Below are 13685 nucleotides of genomic sequence, written 5' to 3'. Positions count from 1 at the left end.
TGGTGCAGTAATTAAAAGAAAAAAGAGGTCTGGTAGTGATCTACAAATCAATTGCGGAACGACTACGAATTCGCCTGAATTCTTCTGATTACAACATCGGTAGCCCGTTGCCTGGTGAAAAAAAGCTTGCCCAAGAGTTCGCGGTTTCACGAATGACGATCCGTAAAGCAATTGATATGTTGATTGGCTGGGGATTGGTCGTACGCCGTCATGGGAGTGGAACTTATGTGGCGCGCAAAGATGTCCATCATGAAACCACAAACCTGACCGGACTGGCGGAAGTACTGAAGCGACAAGGGAAAGAGGTCACCAGTGAAGTACTGGTATTTGAAGTGATGCCCGCACCACCAGCAATTGCCAGCCAACTGCGTATCCAGATTAATGAACGCATCTACTTCTCACGTCGCGTTCGCTATGTGGACGGCAAGCCGCTGATGCTTGAAGACAGCTACATGCCGGTAAAATTATTCCGTAATTTATCGCTGGCGCATCTGGAAGGGTCAAAATTCGATTACATCGAGAAAGAGTGCGGAATAACTATCAGCGGCAACTATGAAAGTCTGACTCCCGTTCTTGCCGATAAGCAGCTTTCCGCGCAGATGAACGTACCTGAACAGACGCCATTGCTGCGGATTACCTCACTGTCCTACAGCGATAGCGGGGAGTTTTTGAATTATTCGGTGATGTTCAGAAACGCCAGCGAGTACCAGGTGGACTACCACTTACGGCGCGTCCACCCAGACTCAGCCTGACTAACCCATCCCCCAAAAAATCACCGCCAGCAGTTGCGGCGTGATAATTCGCAGGAACATCACCAGCGGATAAACGGTCGCATACGACAGCGCCGCTGCCCCGCTGGTGGCATGCAGGTTGTTAGCAAATGCCAGTGCAGGCGGATCGGTCATTGAGCCAGCCAGCATGCCGCACAGCGTGAGGTAGTTCATTTTGACGAAAATCCTCGCCAGCAGCCCCACGGTAATCAGCGGAATCGCGGTGATGAAAATACCGTAACCCACCCAGCTCAGGCCATCTCCCTGCGTCAGGGTATGAACAAAATCACCGCCTGACTTCAGACCAACCACTGCGAGAAACAGCACGATACCCAACTCTCGCAGCGCCAGGTTAGCGCTGGGGGGCATAAACCAATACAGCTTACCGATGCTGCCAATACGCCCCAGGATCAAGGCCATAATCAGCGGCCCACCGGCCAGCCCCAGTTTTAGCGCCACCGGGAACCCCGGAATGAAAAGCGGGATTGAACCCAGCAGAACACCCAGCCCGATCCCGATAAATACCGGCAGCATCTGCACCTGCTGCAGTTTTTGCTGGGCGTTACCCACCACATTGGCAACAGTATCAATCGAGGAAGGTCGGCCAACCAGATTGAGGATGTCGCCAAACTGCAGGCTGGCGTCGCTGCTGGCTACCAGCTCAACCCCCGCACGGTTCAGACGGGAGATAACCACGTCGTAACGTTCTTTGAAATGCAGGTCGCGGATTCGTTTCCCCAGCACCTGTTCGTTGGTCACCACCACGCGCTCAACGCGTAAATCGGTGCCTCGCGTCGACAGCGATGTGTCCACCTCCTGCCCAATCACCACCTGCGCGTTGTGCAGATCAGCAGGCTGACCAACCAGGTGTAGCAGGTCGCCCATCTGAATAATCGTCCCCGGCGACGGCACCATCAATGTTTCTTCACGTTTCAAACGTGAGCAGATGATTTTGTCGCTGTTCAGGATTGGGACATCCTGAATCGCCATATTGTTGAGGTTCGGGTTTTCCACACGGATATTCATCGTCTGAATCAGAGCGTGTCCGTTGGTCAGCGTGGATTCATGCTGATGGGCTTCGGCATCGACGTTAACGCGAAAAATAAGGCGCATCAGCCACATAGTGAGCAAAATACCGCAGATACCAAAAGGATAAGCCATGGCATAGCTCATCCCCATCTGATCCACCACATCAACAGGAGTACCCAGATCGCGCAGAATCTGCTGCCCCGCGCCTAACGCCGGAGTATTGGTGACCGCACCGGAAAAAATGCCCAGCACCACGGGAAGGGGAATGGCAAAAATCTTATGCAGGATCGCGGTGACCAGGCCACCCATGATAACAATCAGCACGGCAAACAGATTCAGCCGTAGGCCCGAAACGCGCAGTGACGCAAAAAAGCCCGGCCCCACCTGAATACCGATGGTGTAGACGAAAAGAATCAGGCCAAATTCCTGAATAAAATGCAGCATGTCACCGCTCAGGGTCATCCCTGCCTGATCGACAAAATGCCCGACAATAATACCGCCGAACAGCACGCCTCCGATGCCAAAACCAACACCACGTATTTTTATGTTGCCGATCCATAATCCGACAACTGCCACCATTGCCAGAACGCTGACCGTCAATGCTATATCACTCATTTTCCTGTTCCCTGTGAATAACATTTTATTTAACGAGGATTATGACTGAACCGTTCAGGCATGAATGCAGAGTGGCGCACATTATCATGCTACAGAGCGCCCAAGAGCGCTTAAGAAGAGCGTTCTTTACTGTTTTTCTTCACGTCGATTTGAAATTGCTGAATGCTTTTTTCTGGCAATGGCAGCGCTTCCGGCATCCTGCCCTCCAGATCATAGTTTCATGTGGGCTGATGCACAAAAAAGCCCCGTCATTTCTGGCGGGGCAAAGGCATGGAGCTATTTAACTGTCTAATGCGGGACGTTCGCTGATGGCGATACGTTGTGGAGCGATGGTTTCAGGTTCATTCCGGGTCAAATCGATATGCAGCAAGCCGTTAGTGAAGCTTGCGCCGGAGACTTCCATATTTTCAGCCAGCGTAAAGCTCAGGCTGAACGGCTGAGTGACCAGCCCCTGATGCAACCATTTGGTCTCTTTTTCCGGCTGCTGCGGCGTACCTTTCACGGTCAGGCGCGTGCCTTCCAGTTGAATATCCAGATCTTCCTGGCGGAAACCGGCTAACGCAAGGGTAATGCGGTAGTGGTTATCATCGCTCTTTTCGATGTTATAAGGCGGGAAGCTCTGGCTTTCGCCCGTGTTTTGCAAGGCATTGGCCAGTTTGTCAAAACCGATCCATTGACGCAGCAGTGGGGATAAATCGTAGTTACGCATAATAATCTCCTTCTAAGAAGCGAGTAAGTACCTTTTGGCTCCCTGACGGCAAGCCGATTGCTTAGCAGGGCCGCCTGAAGCGGCCCACAGAATTAGTTGATTTCGATGCGGCGCGGCTTATTCGCCTCGGGAATCACGCGTTCGAGATCGATATACAGCAGACCATTCACCAGGTTCGCGCCGCGAACATGAATGTTCTCCGCTAACTGGAACTTACGTTCGAAGTTGCGCTCGGCAATCCCCTGATACAGGTAAGTACGTTCTTTTTGATCGTCCGCATGGGCGCCTTTCACCACCAGCAGATTGTCCTGGGCAGTAATTTCCAGTTCGCTTTCAGCAAAACCAGCAACGGCAATCGCAATTCGGTAATGGTTTTCGTCTACCAGCTCAACGTTATACGGAGGGTAGCCGCCATTGCTCTGGCCCTGATTGTTTTCCAGCAGGTTAAACAGGCGATCAAAACCAATAGCAGAACGGTACAGTGGGGATAAATCAAAGTTACGCATAATCAATAGCTCCTGAAATCAGCGAGAATAATAGACCTTCCATCATGGACAGGTCAGGTAGCCAGGACACCCATCAGGCATGCCCTTCATTTGTCTACACTCTAAAAATGGGTCTTAATACAAACTTTTCAAGCGTATTCATCTGACTTTTTTTGCAGTTTGTTGTCTATTGCATACACTGGTGGGAGCAGTTGTTATCGTTAAATCGCGATAGCCGCCACAGTGTGACGAAATGGTGATGTTATTTTCGCAACGGATCGCTTTAACTCACCATGCAAACACAATAAATACAGATGAAAAAAATGATGATAAAAAAAATGTTGGTAACACTGACAATGTGCAGCGGGATGGCGTTTGTGAGCGGCTGTTCCAGCATTATGTCGCATACCGGGGGCAAAGAAGGGACGTATCCTGGCACGCGCGCCAGCGCCACAATGATTAGCGAAAGTGATACAAACTGGGGAACCAAGTCACTGGCGATTCTGGATATGCCGTTTACCGCAGTACTGGATACAGTATTACTTCCGTGGGATCTCTTTCGCAAAGATAGCTCGGTGAGATCCCGTGTAGAAAAAAGCGAGGAGAGAACGCAGGCCGCGAACGCCGTTATCCCTCCGGCTGAAATGCCTGCTCCTTAAGTTAACGCCCAGTCTCTGTTACCCACAGCTGGCGGAAACCCTCGACGTCTTCCATCCACGCAACCTGTCGACCATCAGGAGAGAAGATGATCGCATCGCCCGATGGTGGGTTGCCGTGACGGTCCGTTAAAAAATCAACCTGTCCTGTCTGAGCATCACAACAAGCAATTTTGTTATCCAGTACAAACCCCAGCCATTTCCCTGACGGATGCCAGTTGAATGCTGACTGAATATCCGTGGCGCAGCGGGTAAGCTGACGCGGTTCTCCTCCTTGTGGGGAAATCAGCCACAGTTGCACAATGCCGACGTCATCACGCATTAAAAACGCAATCTCAGATGCCTTTGGATTACTGCGCACCCAATGGCGCGGCTGATTTACCAGACCGGGAAAGGCGCGCGCATGAGTAAACGTCAGGCGGCGTTGATAAATACCGAATGGCGGCGCAGGCATTGTTGCCTCAGTGCCCTCCAGCGGAGCGTCACCCGGCTGTTTCCAGCCGCTTTCATCCTGTGGTAAATCAACAATAAATAACTCCGGCACTTTCTCGCCCGTGACTGATAACGTATCACCGATAAACGCCAGTCTGTTTTCCCCTACCCAGCCCTCTTCATAGGCGCGGTTAATCTCATCGCTACCCGGTTTAGGCGTGGGTGTCGTCTGGGTTACCAGCACGCACCAATGGCTCCCGCTGTACTCACGGGGATGCTGCGCGGAGACCGTCACCGGACCATAGGGCGCAGCCACACCGACATTGCGTAGATCCAGCGCCGGTGAGCGCTCATGCAGCACATGGTCGTTATAGGTGAAACTGACAAACTCGCCGCTCGGGCTAAATACATGCACATGACTACCGCCACGCAGCGCGCCCGGCGTATATGGGGCGGTAATATCCATTGCATCCAGATTCTCCACTTTTGCCTGCGTAGCTATCACCCCACGCCGATGATGGAAGTCGTAATGCCATGTTTCATCAGGATTTTCAGGCCCATGAATAAACACATATTTTTCCGACTTTGGATGAACGGTCACCACGCCAACGTGCGATCCCTGCATGGCCCGATAAATCACCTCCAGCTCGCCAGTATGAATATTGACGCGCTCAATTGTGTCGCCGGTAAAAGAGGCACCGGAAGGGCGCACATCAAAGACCAGCCACTGGCTGTCCGGTGTCCAGGTATTGATATTGGTAAGCTGATGATTACGCGGCGTAAAGGTGATTTGCTTCATGGAATGCCCTGATACAAGACGATTTCAGCAATCATACTTCACAAGCACTTCACTTTCAGGCTTTAGCGTATCGCCATCTTCATTTTTGCGGACAGAAAGATGGAACATTTTGACGTAGCCATTATCGGGTTAGGCCCGGCAGGCGCAGCGCTGGCGCGGCAGTTGAGTGGAAAAATGCGCGTGATCGCGTTGGATAAAAAACACCAGTGCGGCAACGAAGGTTTCACCAAACCCTGCGGCGGTCTGTTGGCCCCGGATGCCCAGCGTTCGTTTATCCGCGACGGGATAACCTTACCCGTTGATGTCATCGCTAACCCACAGATATTTAGCGTTAAAACGGTTGATGTTGCAGCCTCTTTGACGCGTAACTACCAGCGCAGCTACATTAATATCAACCGCCATGCTTTTGATTTATGGCTTAAATCTCTCATTCCTGATGATGTACAGGTGTACCACGACAGCCTATGTCGGAAAATCTGGCGCGAGGGCGATAAATGGCATGTTATCTTCCGCGCCGACGGTTGGGAGCAGCAGATCACCGCGCGTTATCTGGTGGGAGCCGACGGCGCGAACTCACTGGTACGCCGTCATCTCTATCCCCGGCACCAGATCCGTAAATATGTTGCTATTCAACAATGGTTTGCGGAAAAGCATCCCGTCCCGTTCTATTCCTGCATTTTTGATAACGACGCAACCGACTGTTATTCCTGGAGTATCAGCAAAGATGGCTATTTTATCTTTGGCGGTGCCTACCCGATGAAGGACGGCCAGGCGCGCTTTGACGCGCTGAAAGCGAAGATGGAAGCGTTCCAATTTCAGTTCGGCAAACCGGTGAAAAGTGAAAAATGTACTGTGCTGTTTCCTTCACGCTGGAAAGACTTCGTCTGTGGCAAGGACAACGCATTTTTGATTGGCGAAGCGGCCGGTTTTATCAGCGCCAGCTCACTGGAGGGGATTAGCTATGCGCTGGACAGCGCGGAGGCGCTCAAATCTGTATTGTTGCGGGATGCACCAGATATGAATCACGCTTACCGCAAAGCCACCCGCAAGTTACGTCTCAAACTGTTTGGCAAAATTCTGAAAAGTCGGGCCCTGACGTCGGCGTTTTCCCGTAAATGGATAATGCGCAGCGGCGTGGCGCATATTCCTCAAGGTGACCACTCAGTATCACAACTAATTGCTGAAACAGGGCAAATGCGCCAAGGCATTTGCCCATAACATCTTATTTCAGCGCAAACTTCTCAATGGCATACGCGACGCCATCTTCAAGGTTAGATTTCGTCACAAAGTTGGCGATTTCTTTGACTGACCCAATAGCGTTGTCCATGGCAACACCCACGCCTGCGTATTCAATCATCGCGATGTCGTTTTCCTGATCGCCAATCGCCATCACCTCTTCGGCTTTTATACCCAACGCATCGGCCAGCGATTTCACGCCAGTCCCTTTATTGACGCGTTTATCGAGGATTTCGAGGAAATACGGTGCACTTTTCAGCACGGTGTACTTCTCTTTTACTTCCGCAGGTATGCGCGAGATAGCTTTATCGAGGATCTCCGGCTCGTCAATCATCATCACTTTCAGGAACTGGGTTGCGGGATCCATTTTCTCGGCTTCACAGAACACCAGCGGAATCGTCGCAACAAACGATTCATGTACCGTGTAGTAACTGATATCACGGTTCGCGGTATACAGGGTGTTGCGATCGAGAGCGTGGAAATGCGAGCCAACGTCCCGGGAGAGCTGCTCCAGATAACGATAATCATCATAGCTCAACGCGGTTTGCGCGACAGTACTGCCATCCCCTGCTTTCTGCACTAGCGCGCCATTGTAGGTAATGCAGTAGTCACCGGGTTCTTCCATATGCAATTCTTTCAGATAGCTGTGGACGCCGGCATACGGGCGCCCCGTGGTCAGCACCACATTTACGCCACGCGCGCGCGCTGCGGCAATCGCCGTTTTGACCGCGGGTGAAATGGTGTGATCGGGCAGCAGAAGTGTGCCATCCATGTCGATAGCAATAAGTTTGATAGCCATGAGTTCCCCGGATTAAATGAGTCCGTCCTCATGCTAACGCGATTCCGCTCAAAAAACAGCTACGAAAAGGGGGATAGAAAGGGGAATCGAGATTCCCCTTTTGCAGGACGGTTGTAGACCTGGGTGCAAGTTAGATATCGATGTTCGCCGCTTTCAGGGCGTTTTCTTCGATAAACGCGCGACGCGGTTCAACGGCATCGCCCATCAGCGTAGTGAAGAGCTGGTCGGCGGCAATCGCATCCTTCACGGTAACGCGCAGCATACGACGGCTTTCCGGATCCATGGTGGTTTCCCACAACTGATCCGGGTTCATCTCGCCCAGACCTTTATAACGCTGGATAGCGAGGCCGCGACGTGACTCTTTCTGCAGCCATTCCAGTGCCTGCTCAAAGCTGGCAACCGGCTGGCGGCGCTCGCCACGTTCGATAAACGCATCGTCTTCGATCAGCCCGCGCAGCTTCTCACCGAGCGTACAAATACGACGGTATTCGCCACCGGTCACAAACTCGTGGTCCAGAATATAGTCGGTATCCACACCGTGAGTACGGACGCGCACAATCGGCTCAAACAGGTTCTGCTCTGCGTTGTGGTGGATATCAAACTTCCACAGGCTGCCGTGCTGTTCTTTTTCGTTCAGCTCGGTAATCAACGTATTAACCCAGCGGGTAACGGTCTGCTCGTTCGCCAAATCAGCTTCCGGCAGCGTCGGTTGATAAACCAGTTCTTTCAGCAACGCTTTCGGGAAACGACGTTCCATACGGCCAATCATTTTCTGCGTCGCGTTGTATTCAGAAACCAGTTTTTCTAACGACTCACCTGAAAGAGCAGGTGCGCTGGCATTAGTGTGCAGCGTTGCACCATCCAGAGCGATAGAAATTTGGTACTGATCCATCGCTTCGTCATCTTTAATATACTGTTCCTGCTTACCTTTTTTCACTTTGTACAGCGGTGGCTGTGCAATGTAAACGTGGCCGCGTTCCACAATTTCCGGCATCTGACGATAGAAGAAGGTCAACAGCAGCGTACGAATATGCGAGCCGTCGACGTCCGCATCGGTCATGATGATGATGCTGTGATAACGCAGTTTGTCCGGGTTGTACTCGTCACGACCGATGCCACAGCCGAGTGCGGTGATCAGCGTTGCCACTTCCTGAGAAGAGAGCATTTTATCAAAGCGCGCTTTCTCGACGTTGAGGATTTTACCCTTCAGCGGCAGAATTGCCTGGTTTTTACGGTTACGGCCCTGCTTCGCAGAACCGCCCGCGGAGTCCCCTTCCACAAGGTACAGTTCGGACAGCGCCGGGTCGCGTTCCTGACAGTCCGCCAGCTTGCCCGGCAGGCCCGCTAAGTCCAGCGCGCCTTTACGACGGGTCATTTCACGCGCGCGACGTGCCGCTTCACGGGCACGTGCAGCATCAATAATTTTGCCAACGACGATTTTCGCGTCAGACGGGTTTTCCAGCAGGTATTCGCTCAGCAGTTCGTTCATCTGCTGTTCTACCGCCGATTTCACCTCAGAGGAGACCAGCTTGTCTTTGGTCTGTGAGGAGAACTTCGGATCCGGTACTTTCACGGAAACAACGGCAATCAAGCCTTCACGGGCATCGTCACCGGTGGCGCTGACTTTGGCTTTTTTGCTGTAGCCTTCTTTGTCCATGTAGGCGTTCAGGGTACGGGTCATCGCCGCACGGAAGCCTGCAAGGTGAGTACCACCGTCACGCTGCGGAATGTTGTTGGTGAAGCAGTAGATGTTTTCCTGGAAACCATCGTTCCACTGCAGCGCAACTTCAACGCCGATACCGTCTTTTTCGGTGGAGAAGTAGAAGATATTTGGGTGGATCGGCGTTTTGTTTTTGTTGAGGTATTCAACAAACGCCTTAATGCCGCCTTCGTAGTGGAAATGGTCTTCTTTACCATCGCGCTTGTCGCGCAGACGAATAGAGACGCCGGAGTTCAGGAACGACAGCTCGCGCAGACGCTTAGCCAGAATCTCGTATTCAAACTCAACGACGTTGGTAAAGGTTTCGTGGCTTGGCCAGAAACGTACCTGAGTACCCGTCGCTTCTGTTTCGCCGGTTACCGCCAGCGGCGCCTGCGGCACACCGTGCACGTAAGTTTGCTGATGCACTTTACCTTCGCGGCGAATCACCAGCTCCAGTTTCTGTGACAGGGCGTTTACTACGGACACACCTACGCCGTGCAGACCACCGGAAACTTTATAGGAGTTATCATCGAATTTACCGCCTGCGTGCAGAACGGTCATGATAACTTCCGCCGCCGAAACGCCCTCTTCCGGGTGGATACCGGTTGGGATACCACGGCCATCATCGGTAACGGACACGGAGTTGTCAGCGTGAATCGTTACAACGATATCTTTACAGTGACCCGCGAGCGCTTCGTCGATAGCGTTATCTACCACCTCGAATACCATGTGGTGCAGACCGGTGCCGTCATCCGTGTCGCCGATATACATACCCGGGCGCTTACGCACCGCATCCAGTCCTTTCAGGACTTTGATACTGGAGGAGTCATAAGAATTCGACATCAACGTTTCTCGCTCATTTAAACTTGGGTTAATCCGTTATTTTACCCTTTTCCACGGTGAACATCTTCGAATTTTTGTCCGACATGTCCAGAACGTGTTCAGCGCTGATTGCGCTGACAAAGACCTGAGATTGCGTCGCTTTTAAGCGGCTGGCTAACAGCCCACGACGGGCATCATCAAGTTCAGAGGCAAAATCATCTATCAGGTAGAGACACCGCCGCCCACTTTCGCGGGTGAGGAACTCCCCTTGCGCCAGACGTAAGGCGCACATCAGCAGCTTTAGCTGCCCACGCGACAACGTGTCTTCCACCGGCGCACCGTCAGCGCGAATGCGAAAATCCGCTTTGTGCGGACCGTGCGCGGTGTAGGTCAACATGCGATCGCGTTCAAAACTGCGTTCCAGCACTTCGGCATAATCGGTCTCTTTCTCCCAGCCGCGCTGGAATGAGAAGGAGAGAGAAAATTCGGGTAGAAACTGCTGACAGGTATCCGCCATATCCTGCGCGATACCGGCGCTGTACTCCGCGCGCCAGGTGCTGATTTGTTCCGCCAGCGGGATCAGTTCTTTATCCCACGGACGCAGTTGTTCATAACGACTCACCTGGCGCAGGGCTGCGTTGCGCTGCTTTAGCAGTCGCTTCAGATTGCTCCAGGCGGTGAAAAATCCGGCTTCATTGTGAAAGCATCCCCAGTCAAGGAATGCTCTTCTGTATTTGGGGCCGCCATTGAGTAAAGTAAACCCCTCTGGCGTGATCAGCTGCATCGGCATCAGGTGCGCCAGTTCCGCGACCTTGTGCCCGTCAGTGCCGTCAATGCGCACTTTGCTGTCGCCCAGTTTGTCTTTCGTCAGGCCAATCGATGTCTCACGCTCTTCCCCCTGCAAACGCCCGTGTAAAACAAACGACTCCTGCTCGTGGCGAATTACGCGGCCAATCTGCAAACTGCGAAACGCCCGGCCGTGGCCGAGCGTATAGATGGCTTCCAGCACGCTGGTTTTGCCGCTGCCGTTCGCGCCAACCAGGAAGTTAAAGCCAGGGGATAAAGCGAGATCCGCGCTTTCGATATTGCGAAAGTCGCGGATCAACAGACGGGTGAGCGACATTACAGTCTCATTGGCATAACAACATAAGCCGCGCTCTGGCTGGCAGCATCTTCAATCTGTACGCTCGATACGGAATCGGTCAGCAGAATACGAACGTTCTCGCACTTCAGCGCGTTCAGTACGTCCAGTACGTAGCTAACGTTAAAACCGATTTCCAGTTCGGTACCAGGATAGGAGACATCCAGAATTTCTTCCGCTTCTTCCTGCTCCGGGTTGTTGGCGGTGATTTTCAGCTGGTTTTCACTGACATACAGACGCACGCCGCGGAATTTCTCGTTAGAGAGGATCGCCGCACGAGCAAATGCCTGTTTGAGGATATCGCAACCGGCTTCCAGATGTTTGTCCGGATTCTTCGGCAATACGCGGCGATAATCCGGGAAACGGCCATCAACCAGCTTGGAGGTAAAGATGAAGTCACCCACGTGCGCACGAATGTTGTTGCTGCCAATCTGCACGCGCAGCGGGTTGTCGCCGCCGTCGAGCATACGCATCAGTTCAATCACGCCTTTACGCGGAACGATCACCGAATGGCTGGGTAACTGCTGACCGACAGGCATTGAACAGACCGCCAGGCGGTGACCGTCGGTCGCCACGGTACGCAGCTCTTCCCCTTCGGTTTCAAACAGCATGCCGTTTAAGTAGTAACGCACGTCCTGATGCGCCATCGAAAACTGCGTGGCTTCAATCAGGCGCTTCATCGTGGCCTGCGGCAGCGTGAATTCGACTTCGCTCTGCCAGTCGTCCAGATTCGGGAAGTCGGCGGCAGGCAGCGTAGACAGCGAGAAACGGCTGCGGCCAGAACGCACCAGCATGCGATCGCCTTCCAGTTGAACGGCAATTTCCGCGCCTTCCGGCAACCCACGGCAAATATCGAAGAATTTACGCGCCGGAACGGTGGTCGCACCAGGTTCATGAGGCTGGATCAGCGCCACGCGCGCCACCATCTCCATTTCGAGATCGGTACCGGTCAGAGAAAGCGCACCGTCAGCAACCTGCAGCAGCAGATTTCCGAGAATAGGCAGTGTAGGACGTCCACCCAGCGGGCCGCTGACCTGCTGAAGCGGTTTTAATAAATGTTCACGTTCAACGGTAAATTTCATAGCGTCACGAAGATAATGTTCTGATTAAATTGGAGAAATCTTCTTTAATATCATGGCTTTCTTCACGCAACTGCTCAATCTTGCGACAGGCATGAAGCACGGTAGTATGGTCACGCCCACCAAACGCGTCGCCAATTTCCGGCAGACTGTGGTTAGTGAGCTCTTTTGCCAGCGCCATCGCCATCTGGCGCGGACGAGCTACCGAGCGAGATCGACGCTTAGAAAGCAGATCCGCAATTTTGATTTTGTAATACTCCGCCACCGTCTTCTGAATATTGTCGATGGTGACCAGCTTTTCCTGTAAAGCCAGCAGATCGCGCAACGCTTCGCGCACGAAATCGATGGTAATCGCCCGGCCGGTAAAATTAGCGTTGGCGATCACGCGGTTCAGTGCGCCTTCCAGCTCACGTACGTTAGAGCGTAGACGCTTGGCAATAAAGAACGCCACTTCACCCGGCAGACGAATGTCGTTTTCGTCGGCTTTTTTCATCAGGATCGCAACGCGCGTTTCCAGCTCAGGCGGCTCGATCGCAACAGTCAGTCCCCAGCCGAAGCGGGATTTCAGACGATCTTCAACGCCGTTGATCTCCTTCGGATAGCGATCCGAAGTCAGGATGATCTGCTGATTGCCTTCCAGCAGGGCGTTAAAGGTGTGGAAAAACTCTTCCTGCGATCGTTCTTTATTCGCGAAGAATTGGATATCGTCAATCAGCAGCGCATCCACGGAACGGTAGTAGCGTTTAAACTCTTCGATCGCGTTGTTTTGCAGGGCCTTAACCATGTCCTGCACAAAACGTTCGGAGTGCATATACACCACTTTCGCGTTTGGCTTACGCGCCATAATACCGTTACCGACAGCGTGCAGAAGGTGGGTTTTACCCAGACCCGTACCGCCATAAAGGAATAACGGATTGTAGGCGCCGCCAGGATTGTCCGCCACCTGACGTGCCGCCGCGCGCGCCAGTTGGTTAGATTTACCTTCAACGAAGTTATCAAACGTGTGTTTGACGTTGACGTTAGAACGATAGGTAGGTTCTGCCGGTGCCGGGACGTTATCCCAGCCTGAGCGCGCCGACGGAGCGGCACGTTGCGGTTGCACTTGCTGAGCCACGTAGGCGGGCGCAACAACGTTGTTTACCGGCGTTTTCAGCGTTTGCGTGACGGGTTTAGTACCGACTTCAAAGCGCAGCTGTGGGGCATCCGCTCCACAGAAGTTATTGAGTAATCCATTAATATTATTAAGGTATTTATCCCTTACCCAATCAAGCACGAAACGGTTTGGCGCATACAAAGCCAGCGTGTTATCGCTCAGTTCCGCCTGCAACGGGCGTATCCACATACTGAACTCTGTGGCTGGTAACTCATCCTGCAATCGGGCAAGACACTGCTGCCAAAGCGAAAGTGACAC

12 protein-coding genes and 1 other annotated feature are annotated in these 13685 nt (G+C 52.7%); of the genes, 3 read left to right on the top strand and 9 right to left on the bottom strand.

What is annotated here, in order from left to right:
* Positions 1-35: 35 nt before the first annotated feature.
* Positions 36-752 (top strand): GntR family transcriptional regulator, encoded by a 717-nt coding sequence (locus tag HV334_RS00060; protein ID WP_046276201.1) that lies wholly within the window; start codon positions 36-38, stop codon positions 750-752.
* Here the strand turns inward: HV334_RS00060 and HV334_RS00055 are convergent, their stop codons facing one another.
* The 3 genes from HV334_RS00055 to ibpA all read right to left on the bottom strand — a co-directional run bounded on the left by HV334_RS00055 (position 753) and on the right by ibpA (position 3629).
* The gene (locus HV334_RS00055; RefSeq protein ID WP_046276202.1) at positions 753-2414 is read right to left on the bottom strand and encodes a putative transporter; all 1662 of its coding nucleotides are present in this window, start codon (positions 2412-2414) and stop codon (positions 753-755) included.
* Positions 2415-2694: 280 nt separating this feature from the next.
* Positions 2695-3123, bottom strand: coding sequence for a small heat shock chaperone IbpB (gene ibpB / locus HV334_RS00050; RefSeq protein ID WP_003827096.1), 429 nt, complete (start codon positions 3121-3123; stop codon positions 2695-2697).
* Positions 3124-3215: 92 nt separating this feature from the next.
* Complete coding sequence (gene ibpA, locus HV334_RS00045; RefSeq protein WP_003023882.1) at positions 3216-3629, bottom strand: small heat shock chaperone IbpA; 414 nt, start codon at positions 3627-3629, stop codon at positions 3216-3218.
* Positions 3623-3695: a sequence feature (ROSE (Repression Of Heat Shock gene Expression) occurs in the 5'-region of heat shock genes and acts as an RNA thermometer to modulate expression.), on the bottom strand. Its footprint overlaps the gene before it by 7 nt.
* Positions 3696-3934: 239 nt before the next feature.
* On the opposite strand from ibpA, the gene HV334_RS00040 reads away from it, so the two are divergent.
* Positions 3935-4267, top strand: a complete 333-nt coding sequence (locus HV334_RS00040; protein ID WP_162489540.1) for a YceK/YidQ family lipoprotein — start codon at positions 3935-3937, stop codon at positions 4265-4267.
* Between the two features lies 1 nt (position 4268).
* Here HV334_RS00040 and HV334_RS00035 read toward each other — a convergent pair whose 3' ends face one another.
* Positions 4269-5495 carry a DUF3748 domain-containing protein gene (locus tag HV334_RS00035; RefSeq protein WP_181221017.1) on the bottom strand — a complete coding sequence of 409 codons (1227 nt, stop codon included), beginning with the start codon at positions 5493-5495 and terminating at the stop codon, positions 4269-4271.
* A gap of 99 nt (positions 5496-5594) precedes the next feature.
* Between HV334_RS00035 and cbrA the strand changes: the two genes are divergently transcribed.
* Positions 5595-6713: a colicin M resistance lipid reductase CbrA gene (gene cbrA, locus HV334_RS00030; RefSeq protein ID WP_049271669.1), complete on the top strand. Its 1119-nt coding sequence runs from the start codon at positions 5595-5597 to the stop codon at positions 6711-6713.
* 4 nt (positions 6714-6717) lie between these two features.
* On the opposite strand, the gene yidA is transcribed toward cbrA, so the two are convergent.
* The 5 genes from yidA to dnaA all read right to left on the bottom strand — a co-directional run bounded on the left by yidA (position 6718) and on the right by dnaA (position 13685).
* The gene (gene yidA / locus HV334_RS00025) at positions 6718-7530 is read right to left on the bottom strand and encodes a sugar-phosphatase (RefSeq protein WP_016155065.1); all 813 of its coding nucleotides are present in this window, start codon (positions 7528-7530) and stop codon (positions 6718-6720) included.
* Positions 7531-7660: 130 nt separating this feature from the next.
* Positions 7661-10075: a DNA topoisomerase (ATP-hydrolyzing) subunit B gene (gene gyrB / locus HV334_RS00020; RefSeq protein WP_047498797.1), complete on the bottom strand. Its 2415-nt coding sequence runs from the start codon at positions 10073-10075 to the stop codon at positions 7661-7663.
* Between the two features lie 28 nt (positions 10076-10103).
* Positions 10104-11177 carry a DNA replication/repair protein RecF gene (gene recF / locus HV334_RS00015; protein WP_016155067.1) on the bottom strand — a complete coding sequence of 358 codons (1074 nt, stop codon included), beginning with the start codon at positions 11175-11177 and terminating at the stop codon, positions 10104-10106.
* Positions 11177-12277, bottom strand: coding sequence for a DNA polymerase III subunit beta (dnaN, locus tag HV334_RS00010; protein WP_016155068.1), 1101 nt, complete (start codon positions 12275-12277; stop codon positions 11177-11179). The genes recF and dnaN overlap by 1 nt, the downstream gene beginning before the upstream one ends.
* Positions 12278-12281: 4 nt before the next feature.
* Entirely contained in the window at positions 12282-13685 is a 1404-nt protein-coding gene (dnaA, locus tag HV334_RS00005; protein ID WP_047498800.1) for a chromosomal replication initiator protein DnaA, read from the bottom strand.

It is taken from the genome of Citrobacter sp. RHBSTW-00944, from assembly GCF_013615435.1.
Lineage (GTDB): Bacteria > Pseudomonadota > Gammaproteobacteria > Enterobacterales > Enterobacteriaceae > Citrobacter > Citrobacter braakii.
This window is presented reverse-complemented; position numbering and strand designations above follow the sequence as displayed.